Raw genomic sequence first — 19,869 nt, forward strand, 5'->3', positions numbered from 1 at the left:
GCGAATGGGCCCCGCAGCGGAGTGTGTTCGCGAGCAAGCTCGCTCCTACGAAGAACACCCCGGCACGTCCTGCAAGACAGTTGCTCCTACGGCTTGCCTGCCGCCTTGGCGTGTTCCGCATGCCACTGCGCATCCCGCTCGGCGACCTTGGCGAAGGACGGGCGCGCGGTGACTTTCGCGATGTAGCGCTCGATGGCCGGGGTCTTCGGCACTATGCCGAAATGCGTGGTCCAGGCCAGCGCCGAGCCCCAGAGCACGTCCGCCGCGGTGAAGCGTTCGCCGAGCAGGTAGGGGCCTTTCTCCAGCTGGGCGTCGATGACCTTCATCACCGTCTCGAAATCGCCGTAGGGGCTGCGCGCCGGGGGCGCCGGCTCGCGGCCGAGAGAGCGGTCGGTCACCGCCGGCTCGAAGCTGGAGCCATAGAACACCAGCCAGCGCAGGTAGGGCCCGCGCAGCGGGTCGCCGATGGCCGGCGCCAGCCCGGCTTCCGGGTAGAGGTCGGCGAGGTAGATGTAGACGGCGCCCTGCTCGGTCACCAGCGCCTCGCCATGGCGGATGGCCGGGACCTTGCCCATCGGGTTGATCGCCAGGTACGCCGGCTGGCGCTGCTCGCCGGCCTGCATGTTGATCAACTGCAGGTCATAGTCGGCGCCCAGCTCCTCCAGCAGCGCCAGGGTGCCGGAGGAACGGGTCTGCGGGGAATGGTAGAAGGTGACGCGGCGGTCGCTCATGCTGTTCTCCTTTGCCGATGACGGGCCGGCCCGAAAGCATAGACCACGCCCCGCCCTCTTCCACCGTCAGAACAGCGCCACCTCGTAGCTCAGGTACACCCGGTTCTCGTCCACGTCGCGGCTGAAGCCGGAGCGGTAGGTCGCGTTGCGCCAGGTCAGGCCCAGCCCCTTCAGCGGGCCGCCCTGCAGCACGTAGCGGATGTCGCTGTTGCGCTCCCATTCGCGGCTGCCGCCGCCGGCCGTCGGTTCGGCGCCATGGCCGCTGAAGTAGCGCGTCATGAAGCTCAGGCCGGGCAGGCCCAGGGGCGCGAAGTCGTAGTCGTAGCGCAGCTGCCAGGAGGTTTCCCCGGCCTCGGCGAAGTCGCCGTACTGGCCGAAGTCGATCAGGTAGGGGTCGGTGCCGTCCAGGTAGGGGTAGGCGCTGGCGCCGTCCATCGCCTGGAAGCCCAGGCCGAAGGCGTGGCCGTTGTGCAGGCGGTAGGTGAACAGGCCGTTGAAGGCGCGGTTGTCGATGCGCCCGCCGCGCCCGGCGCCGGCGTCGCGGCTGATGGCCAGGCGCAGGTCGGCCTCCAGGCTGTCGGCGCCGATCGGCGTGCGGCCCTTGAGGCCGAGGAAGTGCTGGTCGTAGACGTCCTCCAGCTGGCCGTAGTGGTAGCTGCCGGTCCAGTTCGCGGTGAAGCGGTAGTCCAGCCCGCCCAGGTAGAAGTGGTCGGCCCGCGCCGCCGCGGCGAAGCGGCCGTTGCGGTTGTACAGCGCCAGGTCGCTGGTGCCGGCCTCGTTGCGCTGGCTCACTTCGTCCAGCCGGCCCAGGTTGAGGGTCAGGCCGTCGAATTCGCTGGAGGTCAGCAGGCCGCCCTGGAACACCTGGGGGAACAGCCGCCCGTAGTTGGGCTGCACCGTGGGCAGCCTGGGCACCAGGGCGCCGAGCTTCAGCTCCGTGCGCGACAGGCGCAGCTTGGCGGTGGGGTCGAGCCGCGCGTAGTCGTCCGCCGCGCGGCCGTCGCCCTGCACCGGCAGCAGGCCGGTGCCGCTGCGCTCGGGGCTGGAGTCGAGCTTGACGCCGAGCTTGCCGAGCACATCCACACCCACGCCCAGGGTGCCGGCGGTGTAGCCCGAGCGATAGTCGAGGAGGAAGCCCTGGGCCCACTCCTCGCTCTTCGAACGCCCGGCGCCGTCGCGGAAGTCGCGGTTCATGTAGAAGTTGCGCAGCCCCAGGCTGGCCTTGCCGTCCTCCAGGAAGCCGTCGGCCAGGGCCGGGCCACTGGCGGCCAGTGTGGTGAGAAGGAAAACAGTGCCTTTGTTGTTCTTGTTCATGCGTTCTCCGAGCGGTTGGCGGGGCGCCGCGGCGCCCCTTCTTCAGGACCTCAGCAGCGCTCCAGCACCATGGCCACGCCCTGGCCGACGCCTACGCACAGGCTGACCACCGCGTAGCGCTGGCCACGTTGCTGCAGGGTGCGGGCGGCGGTCAGCGCCAGGCGTGCGCCGGAGGCGCCGAGGGGGTGACCCACGGCGATGGCGCCGCCGTGGGGGTTGACACGCGGGTCGTCGAAAGCCAGGCCCAGCGCCTTCAGGCAGGCCAGCACCTGGGCGGCGAAGGCCTCGTTGATCTCGATCAGGTCGACCTCCTCCAGGCCCAGCCCGGCGCGCTGCAGGGCGCGGAGGATCGCCTGGTGCGGGCCGATGCCCATGATCCGCGGCTCCACGCCGACGCTGGCGGAAGCCAGGATGCGCGCCAGCGGACGGATGCCGTGGCGCTCGCCGATGGCGCGGTTGCCCAGCAGCAGCACCGCCGCGCCATCGTTGATGCCCGAGGCGTTGCCGGCGCTGACCAGGCCGCCGGGGAACAGCGCCGGCAGCCGGGCCAACGCCGCCAGGTCGGCCTGCGGCCGCGGGTGCTCGTCGTGCGCCACCGTCAGGGTTTCGCCCTTGCGCCCGCCCGGTACCTCCACCGGGAGGATTTCCCCGGCGAAGAAGCCCGCCTCCAGCGCCGCCTGGTAGCGGGCCTGGGACGCGGCGGCGAAACGGTCGGCCGCCTCGCGCCCGATGCCCATCTCGCGGGCCAGGTTGTCGGCGGTCTCCGGCATGCTGTCGTTGCCGTAGCGTTCGACGATGCGGGGGTTGGCGAAGCGCGCGCCTATGGTGCTGTCGAAGACGTTCAGCGCGCGGCTGAAGGCGCTGTCCGCCTTGCCCATGACGAAAGGCGCGCGGGACATGCTTTCGGCGCCGCCGGCCAGGTACAGCTCGCCCTCGCCGCAGGTGATCGCCCGCGCGGCGTCGATCACCGCCGACAGGCCGCTGGCGCACAGGCGGTTGAGCGTCTGCCCCGGCACCTGCCAGGGCAGGCCGGCGGCCAGCAGCGCGTGGCGCGCCAGGTTGCGGCTGTCCTCGCCGGCCTGGTTGGTGCAGCCGAGGATGACATCTTCCAGGTCGTCGCTGGAAAAGCCGGAGGTCTGCATCACCCGGGCCAGCAGCGTGGCGGCCAGGTCGTCCGGGCGCAGCCGCGACAGGGCGCCGGCGTGGCGGCCGAAGGGGCTGCGCAGCCCGGCGTAGAGGTAGGCATCGAGCATGGTGGGGTCTCGTCGGTAGGGTCAGGCCGGCAGCGAGGGTTCCGCCTGGCACAGGGAAAGGCCCAGGCTGGCGCGGCGGCGCAGCCAGGGGCTGGGGCGGTAGCGCGGGTCGCCGCTGAGGCCGTGGAGGCGTTCGAGGATGCGCAGCAGGCGCGCGGCGCCAAGTTCGTCGCCCCAGGCCAGCGGGCCCCGCGGGTAGCCCAGGCCCAGGCGCACCGCCAGGTCGATGTCGGCCGGTTCGGCGATGCGCTGCTGGGCGATCTCGCAGGCCAGGTTGACGATCGACGCCAGGCTGCGCTGGACGATGAAGCCGGCGCTGTCGCGGATCAGCGCCACCACCGCGCCATCGCGGGCGAACAGGGCGTGGGCGGCATCGCGCATGGCATCGGCGGTGACCGGGGTGAGCATCAGGCAGCGCAGGCGCTGCAGGTCGGCCAGGACGTCCAGCGCCACCACCCGCGCCGGGTCCACGGCGAAGCGCTGCGCGGCCTGGCTGGCGTCGTCGCCCAGGGGGGCCAGCAGGCACAGCGCCGCGGCGGAGGGGCGCTGGCCGGTCTCGACCCGCGCGCCGAGGCGTTCCAGCAAGGCCAGCAGCCGCGGGCGCTCCTGCTCGTCGTCGACGCCCAGCCATACCGGCGGCAGGCTCTCGCAGGCCGGCACGGCCGCGGCCACCCCGGCGGCCTGCGGCTGCCCTTCGCGGTAGTGGTAGAAACCCTGGCCGCTCTTGCGCCCCAGGTGCCCGGCCGCGAGCATCTGGCGCAGCAGCGGGTGCGGGCGGAAGCGCGGCTCCTCGTACCACTGCCGGTACACCGACTCCATCACCGGCAGGCTGACGTCCAGGCCGATCAGGTCGAGCAGTTCGAAGGGCCCCATGCGAAAGCCGGCGCCCTCGCGCAGCACCGCGTCGATCACCGGCACGCCGGCCACGCCCTCGCCGAGGATGCGCAGCGCCTCGGTGCCGAAGGCGCGCCCGGCGTGGTTGACGATGAAGCCGGGGGTGTCCCTGGCGCGCACCGGCTGGTGGCCGATGGCGACCACCAGGGCCTGCAGGCGCTCGCCGACCTCGGCGCGGGTGGCCAGGCCGTCGATCACTTCCACCAGGCGCATGCGCGGCACCGGGTTGAAGAAGTGCAGGCCGGCGACGCGCCCGGCGTCGTGGCAGGCCGCGGCGATGGCGGTGATCGACAGCGACGAGGTGTTGCTGGCGAGAATGGCGCCGTCGTCGAGCAGCGCCTCCAGTTGGCGGAACAGCGCCTGCTTGGCCGCCAGGTCCTCGACGATGGCCTCGACCACCAGTTGGCAACCACGCAGTTCGTCCAGGCTGTGCACCACGTGCAGGTTGTGCAGCGTGCGCTGCATGGCCTCGCCGCTCAGCCGGCCCTTCTCCGCCAGCCTGCCGAGGCTTGCCGCGACCTGCTCGCGGGCCTGCTGCGCCGCGCCGGGGCGCAGGTCGAACAGGCGCGTCGCCAGCCCGGCCCGGGCCATGACCTGGGCGATGCCCCGGCCCATGGCGCCAGCGCCGACGATTCCGATGCGGGTGATGTCCGATGCATTCATTGGCCCAGGTACTCCGGCTTGCGTTTCTCCAGGAAGGCACGCATGCCCTCCTTCTGGTCGCGGGAATCGAACAGCAGCTGGAAGGCCTTGCGCTCCAGCGCCAGGGCCTGCTCCAGCGGCATGTCCAGGCCGGCCAGCACCACTTCCTTGATCTGCGCCAGCGCCAGCGGCGGCATGCCGGCGATCTGCACGGCCAGCTCCAGGGCGCGCGGCAGCACCTGCTCGTCGCCCACCACCTCGCTGGCCAGGCCCATCGCCAGCGCCTCGCCGGCGCTCACCCGGCAGCCGGTCAGCAGCATGCGCAGCGCCTGGTACTTGCCCACCGCCCGCAGCAGGCGCTGGGTGCCGCCGGCGCCGGGCATCACGCCGACGCGGATTTCCGGCTGGGCGAAGGTGGCCGAGGCGCCGGCGACGATCAGGTCGCAGTGCATCGCCAGCTCGCAACCGCCGCCCAGGGCGTAGCCGTTGACGGCAGCGATGACCGGCTTGCTGCAGGCGGCAATCGCCTGCCAGTGGCGTTCGACGTGGCGCTGGTAGACCTGCAGCGCCGAGGCCTCGGCCAGCTCGCCGAGGTCGGCGCCGGCGGCGAAGGCCTGCGCATTGCCGGTGATGACGATCACCCGCGTCTCGGCGCAGCCCTCCAATTGCCGGAAGTGCGTGGCCAGCGCCTCGCGCAGGCTCATGTTCAGGGCGTTCAGCTGCGCCGGGCGGTTCAGCCGCAGCAGGGCCACGCCCTCCCGCGGGCGCTCCAGCAGCAGCGTGGCTTCGGGGCGCGCGGCCCCGTGGCTAGCGCTCATGGCGTTCTCCAAGGCGATGGATTCGAAGGGCGGCCGCCGGCCGCCCGGAAGGCTCAACCGCGGACGATGCCGCGCTGGTACAGGGCCTCGATGGTCTCGGGCGCCAGGCCCAGCTCCGCGAGCACCTCGCGGGTGTCGCCGCCCAGGGCCGGCGGCGCGCTGCGGTAGCTGGCCGGGGTGCGCGAGAGCTTCACCGGCGAGGCGATGCCGCGGTAGTCGCCCAGCTGCACCACCAGGCCGCGGTGGCGGGTGTGCGGGTGCTCCACCACGCGGTCCACCGTGGCCACGGCGCCGCAGGGCACGCCCAGGCGGATCAGCCGCTCGGCCAGTTCGCGGCCGTCGTGCACCGCCAGGTGGCCTTCCAGCGCCTGCTTGAGCGCCTCGCGGTTGACCAGGCGCTGGCCGTTGTCGGCGAAGCGCGGGTCCTGCGCCAGCTCGCCGGCGCCCAGGTACTCGCAGAGTTTCGCGAACTGGCGGTCGTTGCCCACCGCGAGGAAGATCGGCTCGGTGCCGGTGCGGTAGCTGTCGTAGGGAGCGATGTTCGGGTGGGCGTTGCCGGTGCGCCGCGGCGTGCTGCCGGAGGCGAAGTGGTTCGGCAGGTGCGGGTGCAGCAGCGAGATGCCGCAGTCGTACAGGGCGATGTCCACCGACTGCCCGCGCCCGCTGCGTTCGCGCTCGTGCAGCGCCAGCAGGATGCCGGCCACGGCGTTCAGCCCGGTGACCATGTCGACGATGGGCAGGCCGATGCGTAGCGGCCCGCCGTCGGCCTCGCCGTTCACGCTCATCAGCCCGGCCATGGCCTGGATAGCGGCGTCGTAGCCGGGCAGCCCGCCGAGCGGGCCGTCGGCGCCGAAGCCGGACACCGCGCAGTGGATCAGCCGCGGGAAGCGCTGGCTGAGCACCTCGGTGTAGCCGATGCCCCAGCGCGCCAGGGTGCCGGGCTTGAAGTTCTCGATCAGCACGTCGGCGCCTTCCAGCAGCTGCAGCAGCAGCTCGATGCCCTCGGGCCGCGACAGGTCGACGGCGATGCCCTTCTTGTTGCGGTTGACGCCGCGGAAGTAGGACGCGGTGTCGCCCTCGAAGGGCGGGCCCCAGCCGCGCGTCTCGTCGCCGCCCGGGGGTTCCAGCTTGATCACTTGCGCGCCGTGGTCGGCCAGGGCCTGGGAGCAGTAGGGGCCGCCCAGCACGCGGCTCAGGTCGATGACTTTCAGGCCACGCAGGGCACCGGTCTCGTGGTTCATGGCAACTCTCTTGTCGATTCTTGTCGGTTCTTGTCGGTTCTTGTCGGTTGCGGGGAATCAGGCGGGCAGCAGCTGCATGGCCTCGTCCAGGCTCAGCTCGCCTTCGTCGAGCAGCCGGGCCAGCACGGCCGGACTGCCCTGCAGGCCCAGCGGGTCGCGCGGCAGCAGCTTGTGCTGCAGCACCAGGTGGGCCAGGGCCAGGCGCCGGCTGTCGCTGGCCTGGCGGCCGGCTTCCCAGGCCATGAAGATGGCGCTGCAGATGTGGTAGAGCGCGCTGCCGGCCTGGCGCACCTGCTCGTCCCGGCGGCCCTCGGCCACTTCGGCCATGAGCGCCACGCTGCGCTCCAGCAGCGCCTCGAAGCGGGCGCGGCTGGCGCCCGGCAGGCCGCTCTCGGCCAGCAGGCCGCGCAGGTAGCGGTGTAGCGGCGCCAGGGCCTGCTCGCGGGTGACGGCGCGGGCGATGTCCAGCGCGACTATGTTGCTGGTGCCTTCCCAGATCGAGCCCAGGTGGGCATCGCGCACCAGGCGCGCATCGCTCCATTCCTCGATGTAGCCGACGCCGCCACGCACCTCCATGGCGTCGCCGGTGACCCGTCGCGCATCGCGGCAGGCGCGGAACTTGATGAGCGGGGTGAGGATGCGCACGCACTTCTGCGCCTCGGCATCACCACCGTCGGCGCGCGGCAGCAGGGTGGCGATCTGCATGAACATGGAGCGCGCCTGCTCGGCCGGCAGCATCAGCTTCAGCAACTGCTTCTGCATCAGCGGCATGTCGACCAGGTGCTTGCCGAACGCGCGGCGGTGGCGGGCGATGAACAGCGCCTCGCTCAACGCCCGGCGCATCAGGCCGGCGGCGCGCACGCCGTTGGACAGGCGCGACATGTTGACCATGTCGGCCATCTGCTGGAAGCCGCGGCCGACCTCGCCGATCAGGTAGGCGCTGGCGCCTTCCAGGCAGATTTCGCCGCTGGCCATGGAGCGGGTGCCCAGCTTGTCCTTCAGGCGCAGGATGCGGTAGGCGTTGCGCGAGCCGTCCGGGCGGTGCCTGGGCAGCAGGAACAGGGTCACGCCCTTCATGCCCTCGGGCGCGCCTTCGGGGCGGGCCAGGACCATGGCCAGGTCGGCGTCGGGGTTGGAGCAGAACCACTTGTCGCCATACAGCTTCCACTCCCCTCCTCCAGCCGCGCCAGGGTGCGGGTACGGGCCACGTCGGAGCCGGCGGCCTGCTCGGTCATGAACATGGCGCCCTGGAACAGGCTGTCGAAGTCACGCGAGGCCAGCGACGGCAGGTAGCGCGCCACCAGCTCGGGCGAGCCGAACTTGCGCAGGGTGCGGGTCAGCGAGTCGGTCATGCTCACCGGGCAGCACAGGCCGAACTCGGCCTGCACGAACAGGTAGGTGAGCGCGTATTTCACCAGCGGCGGCGGGCCGTCGGGGCGGTGGCTCATGGAGGCCAGGCCGAGTTCCGAATAGGCCACGCGCTCCAGGGCGACGTAGTCCGGATGCTTGCGGATGCTCTGCAGGTCCTCGCCGCGGCGGGTGCGCGGGGCCAGCACGGGCGGGTTCCTGTCGGCCGACAGGGCCAGCACGTCCAGCTCGTCGCCGGCGCGGGCGCCGAGGCCTTCGAGGGTGTCCTGCCACTGCGCCAGCACCTCCGGCGGCAGGTAGACCTCGAGCAGGCGTTGCAGCGAGGGGTCGCAGGCGTACAGGTTCATGCCCCGGCTGTCGGGAATGTTCAGGGCGTCTTCGGGGCCTGTCTCGGGCATAGCGGTCATGGCGCGTCTCCGTGTCTTGTTCTGGCGCCGAGACTAGGAGAGCGTGACGATAAGTATCCAATACAATAAAAATCATCCACGATAAGAAAAACAAATCGTAGAAACCCCGGTGCCCTGCCATGGACCTCAAGCAACTGCGCTATTTCATCGCCGTCGCCGAAGAGCTGCACTTCGGCCGCGCCGCCGCGCGCCTGTTCATCTCCCAGCCGGCGCTGAGCTTCGACATCAAGAAGCTGGAGGAGCAGCTGGGCATCCAGCTGCTGGTGCGCAACAACAAGTCGGTGAAGCTGACCAATGCCGGCCAGGTGCTGCTGGACGAGGCGCGCGACCTGCTGCTGCAGGCCGAGAAGGTGAAGCGCCTGACGCGGCTTTCCGCCGAGGGCGCGGTGGGCCAGCTGCGCGTGGGCTTCGTCAACTCCATGCTCTACCGCGGCCTGCCCCGGGCCATGGCGCGCTTCGAGGCGCAGCACCCGAACATGGAGGTGCTGCTGATGGAAATGAACACCTCCGAGCAGGCCCTGGCGCTGCAGCGCGGGCAGATCGACATCGGCTTCGTGCACTGGGCCAGGCTGCCGCCGGGGATCGTCTCCGAGTGCCTGGTCGCCGACCCCTTCCTCTGCTGCCTGCCGGCCGGCCACCGCCTGGCCGGGCAGGCGCGCATCGACCTCGCCGAACTGCGCGACGAGGGTTTCATCCTGTTCCCGCGCAGCCTGTCGCCGCACTACCACGACCTGATCATCGCCCGCTGCGTGGACGCCGGCTTCAGCCCGCACATCCGCCACGAGGCGCGGCTGTGGCAGACCATCGCGGCCATGGTCGGCCTGGGCATGGGCGTGGCGCTGCTGCCCAAGACGCTGTGCCTGGCCTGGAAGAACGACGTGAGCTACCTGGAGATCGAGCAGAGCGGCGCGCGCTCGGAGATCCACGCCATCCTCGCCGCGCAGGATGCGCCGCAGGCGGCCCAGGGCTTCCTGGCCACCCTGCGCGAGTGCCTGGCCGAGGCCGACGCGGGCGTCGATACGGAATCGCTTATCACACCATAAGATTAAAAAACTATTGATCCGCAGGGCCCCCGCATAGACTCCGAGCCAACCCGGGCCAACACCGACGCACGCCAGTCGCCACCCCGCGCCCTCCCCCGGAGGGTGCGGGCGGGGCCTGCGCGTCGGCGACAAAAACAATAAGCAGGATTTGCCCATGCCCCGCACGACTCCCCTCTCCGACGCCGAACAGCACAGGAAGGCCCGCAAGGCCGGTATCGCTTCCTTCATCGGCACCACCATCGAGTGGTACGACTTCTACATCTACGGCCTGGCCGCCGCCCTGGTGTTCGGCAAGGTGTTCTTCCCCGCCGACATGGACCCGGGCCTGGCCACGCTGCTGTCCTTCGTCACCCTCTGGTCCGGCTTCATCGCCCGTCCGCTGGGCGGCATCATCTTCGGCCACCTGGGCGACCGCATCGGCCGCAAGACCACCCTGGTGATCACCCTGATCATGATGGGCATCGCCACCACCTGCATCGGCCTGCTGCCGGTCTACGCGCAGATCGGCGTGTGGGCGCCCATCGCCCTGGTGCTGCTGCGCGTCATCCAGGGCATCGCCGTGGGCGGCGAATGGGGCGGCGCCATCCTCATCGCCAGCGAAAGCGCGCCCAGGGGCAAGGGCATACTCTACGCCGCCTTCGCCCAGCAGGGCTCGCCCACCGGCAACCTGCTGGCGACGCTGGTGTTCTTCGCCCTCAGCGCCCTGCCCACGCCGGAGTTCATCCTCTGGGGCTGGCGCATCCCGTTCCTGATCTCGGCGGTGCTGGTGATCGTCGGCATGGTCATCCGCCTGAAGCTGGAGGAATCGGAGGACATGAAGCGCCTGCTGCAGCAGAACAAGACCGTGAAGCTGCCGCTGGCGGAAGTGCTGCGCAAGCACTGGCTAATCGTGCTGCTGGGCGCCGGGGTGCTGCCGGTGATCCACGTCACCTACTTCAAGAGCACCTTCGCGCTGTCCTGGGCGACCAAGGCCCTCGGCTACAGCCAGGGCACCTTCCTCAGCATCATCGTCATCGCCCTGGTGGTGCAGTTCATCACCCAGCCGCTGGGCGCGCTGCTGACCTCGCGCATCGACATGCGCAAGGCGGTGTGCCTGATGGTGCTGCCGGAGTTCATCCTGATGCCGGCGATGTTCTTCGCCGTGGAAACCAAGGTCTACTGGATAGCTGCCGTGGGCATGTGCCTGGCCACGGTGCCCCACGCGATGTTCTACGGCGCGGTGGGCGGCATCCTCGCCCGCGCCTTCCCGGCCCGGGTGCGCTACACCGGGCTGTCGCTGGCCTACCAGCTGTGCTCGCTGCTGGTGGGCGGCGGCACCCCGGTGCTGGCCCAGTGGATCCTCAACAGCAGCGGCAGCATCGTCGGCGTGGCCATCGCCTCGGGGCTCTACGCCGCGGTTTCGCTGGCCTGCACCCTGGCGCTGCTGCGCATCACCGGCTTCAACGCCAGCGAGCTGTCCAGCGCCGAGCACGCCGACGCCCGCGACCTCGCCGCGGGCGCCGAACCGGAGCCCGTATCAGGCGAGCGCGGCCGGCGCGTGCACGCCGGCCCGCACCCGGCCTGAGTCAGGCTTCCTCGAAGTGCATCTCCGGCGGCTGCTGACGGAAGCCGCCGGTGAGCACGGCCAGGTAGACCACCCCGGCGGTGAGCCAGGCCAGGCCCAGGTAGATGGCCAGGTGGTCGAGGCTGACCATCAGCCACAGGTCGGCGACCAGGCCGATCAGCGGGAATGCCAGGAACAGCACCGCGCCGCGCAGGCCACGTTCGCCGCGGGCGATCCAGTAGTGGAAGATCACCGACAGGTTGACCAGGCTGAAGGCCAGGAAGGCGCCGAAGTTGATGAACGAGGTGGAGGTGGTCACGTCCATCTCCAGCGCCAGCAGGGCCACCACGCCGCACAGCACTATGCTGCCCACCGGGGTGCCGAAGCGCTCGCTCAGGGTGCCGAAGAAGGCCTTGGGCAGCACGCCGTCGCGGCCCATGGCGAACAGCAGGCGCGAGGCGCTGGCCTGGGCCGACAGGCCCGAGGTGAACTGGCCGACGATCAGGCCGATGAGGAAGATGCTGACGAAGAGGTCGCCGCCGATGTTGCGGGCGATCTCGTAGGCCGCCGAGTCGGCGTTCTGGAACTCGGTGGACGGGTGCGCGAGCTGCACGAAGTAGCTGGCGGCGATGAAGATGAAGCCGCCGATCAGGGTGATCAGCAGGATGGCGCGCGGGATGTTCTTGCGCGGCTCGTGGGTTTCCTCGGTCAGGGTGCTGACCGCATCGAAGCCCAGGAACGAATAGCAGGCGATGGCCGCGCCGCTCATGATCAGCGGCAGTTGCACGCCTTCCTTGAAGAACGGCTCCAGCGACCACAGCGGCTTGCTGGCGTCACCCAGCACGTAGTGCACCGCCAGCAGCACGAAGGCCGCCAGCACCAGGAACTGCACCAGCATCAGCACGCCGTTGACGTTCTTCGCCAGGCGCAGGCCGATGACGTTGATGCCGGTGGTCACCCCGATGAAGGCCAGCACCCACAGCGCCTGGGGCACCGCCGGGAAGGCCGAGTGCAGGTAGGCCGCGCCGATCAGCCAGATGGCCATGGGCAGGAACAGGTAGTCCAGCAGCACGCCCCAGCCGGCGAGGAAGCCCAGCTTGGGGCTGATGGATTTGCGCACGTAGGTATAGGCCGAGCCGGCCACCGGGAAGGCGGCGGCCATGCGCCCGTAGCTGAGCGCGGTGAAGAGCATCGCCACCGAGGCCACGAGGTACGCCGCGGGCACCACGCCACCGGTGGTGTCGGCGAGGATGCCGAAGGTGCCGAGGACGATGATGGGGGTCATGTAGGCGATGCCGAACAGCACCACCGCGCCCAGCGAGAGGGTCCGCTTGAGTCGAGCCATTACTGCTTACTCCGAGTTGTGGTTGTTATGGCAGAGTCGAAATCGACGCGTGCAAAGGCGCCTCCCCTCACCCGGGAGACGCAGGCGGAAGGGGCTCCCCCGCCGGTACTGCTTGGGAAGATCGGTCGGCGCGGCCCTGCGCCTTCCGGGGCTCAGCCCGGAATCAGCAGCTCGCGCAGGCCGTCGGCGTGCTCGCGCAACTCGCCGGGCAGCTCGAAGCGACGCTCGGCGAGGTAGCTGTAGTCGTGGCGCGACTGCTGCAGGCGCGCCAGGTCCAGTTCCACGCTCAGCCGGCACTCCTCGCGGCCGGCCTCGCAGAGCAGCTGGCCGTAGGGGTCGACCACCGCGCTGCCGCCGGCGAACACCAGGCCGCCGTCGCCTTCGCCGACGCGGTTCACCATCACCGCGTAGGCCTGGTTCTCCATGGCCCGGCCCATGATCGCGGTGCGGTGGGTGGGGCCGTAGGGGTCCATGTTGCCGTTGGTCACCAGGATCAGCTCGGCGCCCAGCTGGCCGAGGGCGCGGGCGCTTTCCGGGAACTCGATGTCGAAGCAGATCAGGATGCCCACCCGCACGCCCTTGAACAGCGCGGTGGCGTAGCGGTCGCCGGGGGTGAAGATGCCGCGATCGGAGGCCCACAGGTGGGTCTTGCGGTACTTCAGGGCGATGCCTTCGGGGGTGATCAGCAGCGTGGTGTTGTAATGGCGGCCGTCGTCGCCGGCCTCGGCGATGCCCACCACCACGGCGAGGTCGCGCTCCTGCGCGGCCTGCTGCACGGCGCGCACGCTGGGGCCGTCCAGCGGCTCGGCGAGGCGGGCGACGTTGTCCTCGGTGGGGAAGCCCATCAGCTGGGTCTCGGGGAACACCACCAGGTCGGTATCCGCGGCGCAGGCGCGGATGGCCGCCAGGGTACGCCCGAGGTTGTAGGCGGTGTCGCCGTCGCGGCCGGCCAGTTGGACGAGTTCGACCTTCATTGCAGCTCCTGTTGTTCTCGCGCCGGCCTCGATCGCCGCGCTCTGGGTGAATCAGCCGTCCTGGCCAGGGAAACATGACCGCCTGGCGCAAAAGGGTCAGAATGCGCGCCGGGCCGGTGCAAGGCATTCACCGAGTATGCAGTTCGCCATCGCGCCCGGGTAATTACGCCCACGTGGTAACCCAACAGGGGTAGAGGCATGAACCTTACGCTGCAGGACATCGCCTGGCACCGCTCGGTCGGGCAACTGATCGAGACGCTGGACAAGCCCAACTTCTGGCTCGCCCTGGTGCGCCTGCTGGACGAGTATGTGCCTTTCGACAGCTGGGTGGCCCTGCTCTTCAGCAACGGCCGCCCGCAAGTGTTCGCCGAATGCCCCGGCGAGGACGGCGGGCCCGACCCCTTGTTCCAGGACTACCTCAAGGGCCTGTACCTGCTCGACCCCTTCTACATCGCCAGCCGCGAGGCCCCGGGCAGCGGCCTGCTGCGCCTGGCCGACGTGGCCCCGGAATGCTTCGAGCAGACCGACTACTACCAGCGCTACTTCCGCCTCAACGTGGTGGCCGACGAGGTGCAGTTCAACGTGCAGCTCGATGCCGAGCGCACCCTCTGCCTGTCCCTGGGCAGCAAGGGCCGCTTCAGCGCCGAGCAGGTCACCCTGCTCGACCTGCTGCGCCCCTGGGTGGCCGGGCTGATGCGCCAGCGCATGGCCTTCGAGCGCGAACTGCTGGAACAGGCCACGCCCCCGGCGCCACGCTGGCAGAGCCGCCTGGAAGAAACCGTGGAACGCCTGGAAACCCCGCTGACTGCACGCGAGCTGGAAGTGGGCCGGCTAATGCTCAGTGGCTGCTCCAGCAAGGAGATAGCGCGCAAGCTGGCGATTTCGGCGGAGACGGTGAAGGTGCACCGCAAGCACATGTACAGCAAGCTGGGGATCAAGTCGCAGTCGGAGTTGTTTTCGTTGTTCCTGCAGGCGCAGGGGTAAGCCAGGGGCAATTTTTCGTAGGAGCGAGCTTGCTCGCGAACCTTACCCACGCACCTCTCTACCAATCGTCATTCCCGCGAACGCGGGAGCCAGAGACGTCGGATTTGGGTGTAGCGCGCCGCTCCGAGTGCGTTGATGTTTCTTGTTTCGCCCCCTCGGGCGAGTCACTTTTGTCAATCGCCACAAAAGTAACCAAAAAGGCTTGCCCCGACATACGGGCCCGATGGAGCCGGGCTACCCTCGCGAGTTCCCCCGCCACGGAGGCCCGCCCCGACAGCACGTCCCTGTGCTGATCGGGGCTCTCGCGACATCCATGTCGCATGACCTCCTGAGCGCCGGTTTCGCTCGGCCTTCTGAAGGGGCGTTCCGGTGCGCGCGGATGTTTCTCTGGAAGTCCAAAAAACCAGAGCAAGAGCAGGCATGCTCTTCGTAGGATCGAGGGGGACGCCTAGTTCTTGCTCGCGAACCCTGACTCCCCACGCTCGCGATAACTCGTAGGGCGCATAACGCCTACGGCGTTATCCGCCATGATCGCGGACGGGGTCCGCTCCTACGGTTCCAGGAAGCACGGACGTAGGAGCGGACTCCGTCCGCGATTGGATTCGCCGGCCACGCCGGACGCCCCGGTGGCACGGCCAACGGCGGATAACCGCGAACGGTTATTCGCCCTACGAGTTTGCCGGCTGACGCTGCGTTATCCGCTTGCTCGGGACAGCCCCCTCTCCCTTCAGGGAGAGGGCTGGGGAGAGGGGACGGACTTCGCTCTGGCACCTCTGCCAAACCCTGACTCCGCGCCCCCTCCCTAACCCTCCCCCGCAAGCGGGAGAGGGAACCGTTCGGCGTGATGCAAAACTGCGAAGCTCCCGGGCTCCCCGATTGGACTCACCGGCCACGCCGGACGCCCCGGTGGCACGGCCAACGGCGGATAACCGCGAACGGTTATTCGCCCTACGAGTTTGCCGGCTGACGCTGCGTTATCCGCTTGCTCGGGACAGCTCCCTCTCCCTTCAGGGAGAGGGTTGGGGAGAGGGGACGGACTTCGCTCACGCACCTCTGCCAACCCTGACGCCGCCCCCTCCCTAACCCTCCCCCGCAAGCGGGAGAGGGAACCGTTCGGCGTGATGCAAAACTGCGAAGCTCCCGGGCTCCCCGTAGGGCGCATAACGCCTACGGCGTTATCCGCCATGATCGCGGACAGAGTCCGCTCCTACGGTTCCAGGAAGCACCGTCGTAGGAGCGGACTCCGTCCGCGATCGTCTCCACCGGCCACGCTGGACTCCCCGGAAACCCACCCCGCTCCCTCCAATCGACCATCCCCCCAAACAGGTCCATGCTTGAACACAGGAGGAACGCAGCCATGACCCTCAGCGTCTTCGACATGTTCAAGCCCGGCGTCGGCCCGTCCAGCTCGCACACCGTGGGCCCCATGCGCGCCACCCGCGAGTTCGTCGAGCGCCTGCGCGCCGCCGGCCTGCTGACCCGCGTGGCCCGGGTGGAGGTGAACCTCTACGGCTCGCTCAGCGCCACCGGCAAGGGCCACGCCACCGACCGCGCCTGCCTGATCGGCCTGCTCGGCATCGACCCGGCGGACGCCGACCCGGCCGCCCTGGCGCCGCTGGTGGACGCCATCTTCGCCGAGCACAGCCTGGCCCTGGACGGCGAGCACGTCATCGACTTCAGCCCCGGCCGCGACCTGGTGTTCCACGACGGCAGCCTGCCCGCCCACCCCAACGGCATGCGCCTGCGCGCCCTGGACGCCGCCGGCCACGTACTGGCCGAGCGCACCTGTTATTCCGTGGGCGGCGGCTTCGTGGTGGACGAGGCCGACTTCAACACCGACCGCGCCCTGCCCGACAACCCCATGCCCCACCCCTTCCACAGCGCCGAGGAACTGCTGCGGCTGTGCCACGCCCACGGCTTCCGGCGCATCAGCGAGCTGATGTGGGCCAACGAACTGGCGCTGCGCAGCGAGGCGGACATCCACGCCGGCCTGGCGCACATCTGGGCGGAAATGCAGGCTTGCGTGCGCCGCGGCCTGGAGACCGAGGGCACCCTGCCCGGCGGCCTCAAGGTGCGCCGCCGCGCGCCCATGCTCTACCGCCGCCTGAACGAGGCCGGCAGCGGCAACCTGATCGCCAGCACCCTGGGCGCCATGGACTGGGTGGACCTCTGGGCCCTGGCGGTCAACGAGGAGAACGCCGCCGGCGGCCGCGTGGTCACCGCCCCCACCAACGGCGCGGCCGGCATAGTCCCGGCGGTGCTGCACTACTACGCGCACTACCAGAGCGACGCGCCCATGGACGCCATCGAGCGCTACCTGCTCACCGCCGCCGCCATCGGCATCCTGTGCAAGCTCAACGCTTCCATCTCCGGCGCCGAGGTGGGCTGCCAGGGCGAGGTCGGCTCGGCCTGCGCCATGGCCGCGGCGGGGCTGGCGGAAGTGCTCGGCGGCAGCCTGGAACAGGTGGAGAACGCCGCCGAGATCGGCCTGGAGCACAACCTCGGGCTGACCTGCGACCCGGTCGCAGGCCTGGTCCAAGTGCCCTGCATCGAGCGCAACGCCATGGCCTCGCTCAAGGCCATCAACGCCGCCCAGCTGGCCCTGCGCGGCGACGGCCAGCACCTGGTGTCGCTGGACAAGGCCATCGACACCCTGCGCGACACCGGGCGCGACATGATGGACAAGTACAAGGAGACCTCCAAGGGCGGCCTGGCGGTGAACGTGATCGCCTGCTGAGCGCGACCGGCCGGTCGGGAATCGGACGAAATGCCATTAACCATCTAGTTAATTAGCTTGCTAAGGGTATAATTCGCACCCCCACACTGCGAGATTCCCGGCATGAAACAAGCACAGCGCGCCTCCGGCGCCAGCACCTTCATCCTGGTCGGCCTGGGGGCGCTCATCGCCCTGCTCGGCCTCGCCCTGGCCGCCGGCGGTGCACGCCTGGCCAGCCTGGGCGGTTCCTGGTACTTCCTCATCGGCGGTTTGGCCATGGCCCTGGCCGGCATCCTGGTGGCGCTGCGCAAGCCGGCCGGCGCCTGGCTGTTCGGCGCCTTCCTGGCGGGCACCGCCCTCTGGGCCCTGGCCGACGTCGGCCTGCAGTTCTGGCCGCTGGTCTCGCGGCTGTTCATGTTCGGCGCCATCGGCCTGGTGGTGGCGCTGGCCTACCCACTGCTGGTGCGCGCCTCCGGTGGCGCGCCGGGGCGCGGCGCCTACGGCGTGGCGGCGGTGCTCGCCGTGCTGCTGGCGGTGGCCGCCGGCAACATGTTCGTCGCCCACCCCAGCGTGGCCCCCAGCGGCGACGGCCCCGGCCTGACCCCGGTGGACCCGGCCCACGCCCAGAAGGACTGGGCCCACTACGGCAACACCGAGGGCGGCAGCCGCTTCGCCGCGCTGGACCAGATCAACCGCGGCAACGTCGACAAGCTGCACGTAGCCTGGACCTACCACACCGGCGACGTGGCCGAGAGCGACGGCAACGGCGCCGAGGACCAGCTGACCCCGCTGCAGGTGGGCGACAAGGTGTTCATCTGCACCCCGCACAACGACCTGATCGCGCTGGATGCCGACACCGGCAAGCAATTGTGGAAGAACGAGATCAACGCGCAGTCCAAGGTCTGGCAGCGCTGCCGCGGCCTGGCCTATTTCGACGCGACCAGGGCCGTCGTCCAGCCCAGCCAGCCCGACAGCACCCCGGTCACCACCGTCGGCGTGCCGGCCGGCGCCAACTGCCAGCGCCGCCTGCTGACCAACACCATCGACGCCCGCCTGATCGCCGTGGACGCCGACACCGGCGCCTTCTGCCAGGGCTTCGGCGTCAATGGCCAGGTGGACCTCAAGGCCGGCCTGGGTGACGTGCCGGACTCCTACTACCAGCTCAGCTCCGCGCCGCTGATGGCCGGCACCACGGTGGTGGTCGGCGGGCGCGTCGCCGACAACGTCCAGACCGACATGCCCGGCGGCGTGATCCGCGGCTTCGACGTCATCAGCGGGCAGATGCGCTGGGCCTTCGACCCGGGCAACCCGCAGGACCGGCAGGCCCCGGCGGCGGGCGGCACCTATGTGCGCAGCACCCCCAACAGCTGGGCGCCGATGTCCTACGACCCGGCGATGAACACCGTCTTCCTGCCCATGGGCAGCTCCTCCACCGATATCTACGGCGTGGAGCGCACGAAGCTCGACCACACCTACGGTGCCTCGGTGCTGGCCCTGGACGCCACCACCGGCACCCAGAAGTGGGTGTACCAGACCGTGCACAACGACCTCTGGGACTTCGACCTGCCCATGCAGCCGAGCCTGGTGGACTTCCCCATGGCCGACGGCAAGCAGGTGCCGGCCGTGGTGATCGGCACCAAGGCCGGGCAGATCTACGTGCTCGACCGCGCCACCGGCAAGCCGCTGACCCAGGTCGACGAAGTGCCGGTCAAGGCCGCCAACATCCCCAACGAGCCCTACGCGCCGACCCAGCCGAAGTCGGTCGGCATGCCGCAGATAGGCGCGCAGACCCTGACCGAGTCGGACATGTGGGGCGCCACCCCCTATGACCAGTTGCTGTGCCGCATCGACTTCAGGAAGATGCGCTACGACGGCCTGTACACCGCGCCGGGCACCGACCTCTCGCTGAGCTTCCCCGGCTCCCTGGGCGGCATGAACTGGGGCAGCCTGTCCACCGACCCGGTGCACGGCTTCATCTTCGTCAACGACATGCGCCTGGGCCTGTGGGTGCAGATGATCCCCTCGGCCAACAAGGGCCAGGCCGCCGGCGGCGGCGAGGCGCTGAACACCGGCATGGGCGCTGTGCCGCTCAAGGGCACGCCCTACGCGGTGAACAAGAACCGCTTCCTCTCGGTGGCCGGCATCCCCTGCCAGGCGCCGCCCTTCGGCACCCTCAGCGCCATCGACCTGAAGACCCGCAAGATCGCCTGGCAAGTGCCGGTGGGCACCGTGGAAGACACCGGCCCGCTGGGCATCCGCATGCACCTGCCGATCCCCATCGGCCTGCCGACCCTCGGCGGCACCCTGTCCACCCAGGGCGGCCTGGTGTTCATCGCCGGTACCCAGGACTTCTACCTGCGCGCCTTCGACAGCAGCAACGGCAAGGAAATCTGGAAGGCCCGCCTGCCCGTGGGCAGCCAGGGCGGCCCGATGACCTACGTCTCACCGAAGACCGGCAAGCAGTACATCGTGGTCACCGCCGGCGGCGCCCGCCAGTCGCCGGACCGCGGCGACTACGTGCTGGCCTACGCCCTGCCCTGAACCCGACGCCCGCCACCCGGCGGGCGCCTCCTTCCGGCGCGGCCCCGGGCCACGC

The 19,869-nt window shown here is 70.0% G+C and carries 13 protein-coding genes and 1 pseudogene; 5 read left to right on the forward strand and 9 right to left on the reverse strand.

The features are described from left to right. Nucleotides 1-86: 86 nt before the first annotated feature. The 7 genes and pseudogenes from PKO50_RS20215 to PKO50_RS20245 form a co-directional block, all read right to left on the reverse strand. Nucleotides 87-731, reverse strand: a complete 645-nt coding sequence (locus PKO50_RS20215; protein ID WP_275627048.1) for a glutathione S-transferase family protein — start codon at nt 729-731, stop codon at nt 87-89. Between the two features lie 66 nt (nt 732-797). Then, complete coding sequence (locus PKO50_RS20220; RefSeq protein WP_275627049.1) at nt 798-2,045, reverse strand: OprD family porin; 1,248 nt, start codon at nt 2,043-2,045, stop codon at nt 798-800. 50 nt (nt 2,046-2,095) lie between these two features. After that, a complete protein-coding gene (locus PKO50_RS20225) occupies nt 2,096-3,298 on the reverse strand; it encodes a 3-oxoadipyl-CoA thiolase (RefSeq protein ID WP_275627050.1) in 1,203 nt (400 codons plus the stop codon). A 21-nt stretch (nt 3,299-3,319) separates the two neighbouring features. Further along, nucleotides 3,320-4,855: a 3-hydroxyacyl-CoA dehydrogenase gene (locus tag PKO50_RS20230; protein WP_275627051.1), complete on the reverse strand. Its 1,536-nt coding sequence runs from the start codon at nt 4,853-4,855 to the stop codon at nt 3,320-3,322. Continuing rightward, nucleotides 4,852-5,652, reverse strand: a complete 801-nt coding sequence (locus tag PKO50_RS20235) for an enoyl-CoA hydratase (RefSeq protein ID WP_275627052.1) — start codon at nt 5,650-5,652, stop codon at nt 4,852-4,854. Before PKO50_RS20235 ends, PKO50_RS20230 begins: the two co-directional genes overlap by 4 nt. A 53-nt stretch (nt 5,653-5,705) precedes the next feature. Then, a complete protein-coding gene (locus PKO50_RS20240; RefSeq protein ID WP_275627053.1) occupies nt 5,706-6,893 on the reverse strand; it encodes a CaiB/BaiF CoA-transferase family protein in 1,188 nt (395 codons plus the stop codon). A gap of 57 nt (nt 6,894-6,950) precedes the next feature. Beyond that, nucleotides 6,951-8,668: pseudogene (locus tag PKO50_RS20245) on the reverse strand (acyl-CoA dehydrogenase family protein). 119 nt (nt 8,669-8,787) lie between these two features. Here PKO50_RS20245 and PKO50_RS20250 point away from each other — a divergent pair. Together PKO50_RS20250 and PKO50_RS20255 are read left to right on the forward strand one after the other, a co-directional pair. Then, complete coding sequence (locus PKO50_RS20250; RefSeq protein WP_275627054.1) at nt 8,788-9,711, forward strand: LysR substrate-binding domain-containing protein; 924 nt, start codon at nt 8,788-8,790, stop codon at nt 9,709-9,711. Nucleotides 9,712-9,865: 154 nt separating this feature from the next. Beyond that, on the forward strand, nt 9,866-11,275 hold the full coding sequence (locus tag PKO50_RS20255; protein WP_275627055.1) for an MFS transporter: 1,410 nt from the start codon (nt 9,866-9,868) through the stop codon (nt 11,273-11,275). Between the two features lies 1 nt (nt 11,276). Here PKO50_RS20255 and PKO50_RS20260 read toward each other — a convergent pair whose 3' ends face one another. Further along, nucleotides 11,277-12,599 (reverse strand): APC family permease, encoded by a 1,323-nt coding sequence (locus PKO50_RS20260; RefSeq protein ID WP_275627056.1) that lies wholly within the window; start codon nt 12,597-12,599, stop codon nt 11,277-11,279. Between the two features lie 152 nt (nt 12,600-12,751). After that, nucleotides 12,752-13,573 carry a carbon-nitrogen hydrolase family protein gene (locus tag PKO50_RS20265; protein WP_109933747.1) on the reverse strand — a complete coding sequence of 274 codons (822 nt, stop codon included), beginning with the start codon at nt 13,571-13,573 and terminating at the stop codon, nt 12,752-12,754. A 198-nt stretch (nt 13,574-13,771) separates the two neighbouring features. On the opposite strand from PKO50_RS20265, the gene PKO50_RS20270 reads away from it, so the two are divergent. The 3 genes from PKO50_RS20270 to PKO50_RS20280 all read left to right on the forward strand — a co-directional run bounded on the left by PKO50_RS20270 (nt 13,772) and on the right by PKO50_RS20280 (nt 19,814). Continuing rightward, nucleotides 13,772-14,557, forward strand: a complete 786-nt coding sequence (locus tag PKO50_RS20270; protein ID WP_275627057.1) for a LuxR family transcriptional regulator — start codon at nt 13,772-13,774, stop codon at nt 14,555-14,557. Nucleotides 14,558-15,914: 1,357 nt separating this feature from the next. Next, complete coding sequence (locus PKO50_RS20275; protein ID WP_089391603.1) at nt 15,915-17,294, forward strand: L-serine ammonia-lyase; 1,380 nt, start codon at nt 15,915-15,917, stop codon at nt 17,292-17,294. Nucleotides 17,295-17,396: 102 nt separating this feature from the next. Then, nucleotides 17,397-19,814, forward strand: coding sequence for a glucose/quinate/shikimate family membrane-bound PQQ-dependent dehydrogenase (locus tag PKO50_RS20280; RefSeq protein WP_275627058.1), 2,418 nt, complete (start codon nt 17,397-17,399; stop codon nt 19,812-19,814). The last annotated feature ends 55 nt before the right edge of the window (nt 19,815-19,869 follow it).

Source organism: Pseudomonas sp. 273, assembly GCF_029201425.1.
GTDB lineage: Bacteria > Pseudomonadota > Gammaproteobacteria > Pseudomonadales > Pseudomonadaceae > Pseudomonas > Pseudomonas delhiensis.

Coding starts and splice junctions, on each gene's coding strand:
- PKO50_RS20215 (WP_275627048.1), bottom strand. CDS start 731: ATGAGCGACCGCCGCGTCACCTTCTACCATTCCCCGCAGACCCGTTCC.
- PKO50_RS20220 (WP_275627049.1), bottom strand. CDS start 2,045: ATGAACAAGAACAACAAAGGCACTGTTTTCCTTCTCACCACACTGGCC.
- PKO50_RS20225 (WP_275627050.1), bottom strand. CDS start 3,298: ATGCTCGATGCCTACCTCTACGCCGGGCTGCGCAGCCCCTTCGGCCGC.
- PKO50_RS20230 (WP_275627051.1), bottom strand. CDS start 4,855: ATGAATGCATCGGACATCACCCGCATCGGAATCGTCGGCGCTGGCGCC.
- PKO50_RS20235 (WP_275627052.1), bottom strand. CDS start 5,652: ATGAGCGCTAGCCACGGGGCCGCGCGCCCCGAAGCCACGCTGCTGCTG.
- PKO50_RS20240 (WP_275627053.1), bottom strand. CDS start 6,893: ATGAACCACGAGACCGGTGCCCTGCGTGGCCTGAAAGTCATCGACCTG.
- PKO50_RS20250 (WP_275627054.1), top strand. CDS start 8,788: ATGGACCTCAAGCAACTGCGCTATTTCATCGCCGTCGCCGAAGAGCTG.
- PKO50_RS20255 (WP_275627055.1), top strand. CDS start 9,866: ATGCCCCGCACGACTCCCCTCTCCGACGCCGAACAGCACAGGAAGGCC.
- PKO50_RS20260 (WP_275627056.1), bottom strand. CDS start 12,599: ATGGCTCGACTCAAGCGGACCCTCTCGCTGGGCGCGGTGGTGCTGTTC.
- PKO50_RS20265 (WP_109933747.1), bottom strand. CDS start 13,573: ATGAAGGTCGAACTCGTCCAACTGGCCGGCCGCGACGGCGACACCGCC.
- PKO50_RS20270 (WP_275627057.1), top strand. CDS start 13,772: ATGAACCTTACGCTGCAGGACATCGCCTGGCACCGCTCGGTCGGGCAA.
- PKO50_RS20275 (WP_089391603.1), top strand. CDS start 15,915: ATGACCCTCAGCGTCTTCGACATGTTCAAGCCCGGCGTCGGCCCGTCC.
- PKO50_RS20280 (WP_275627058.1), top strand. CDS start 17,397: ATGAAACAAGCACAGCGCGCCTCCGGCGCCAGCACCTTCATCCTGGTC.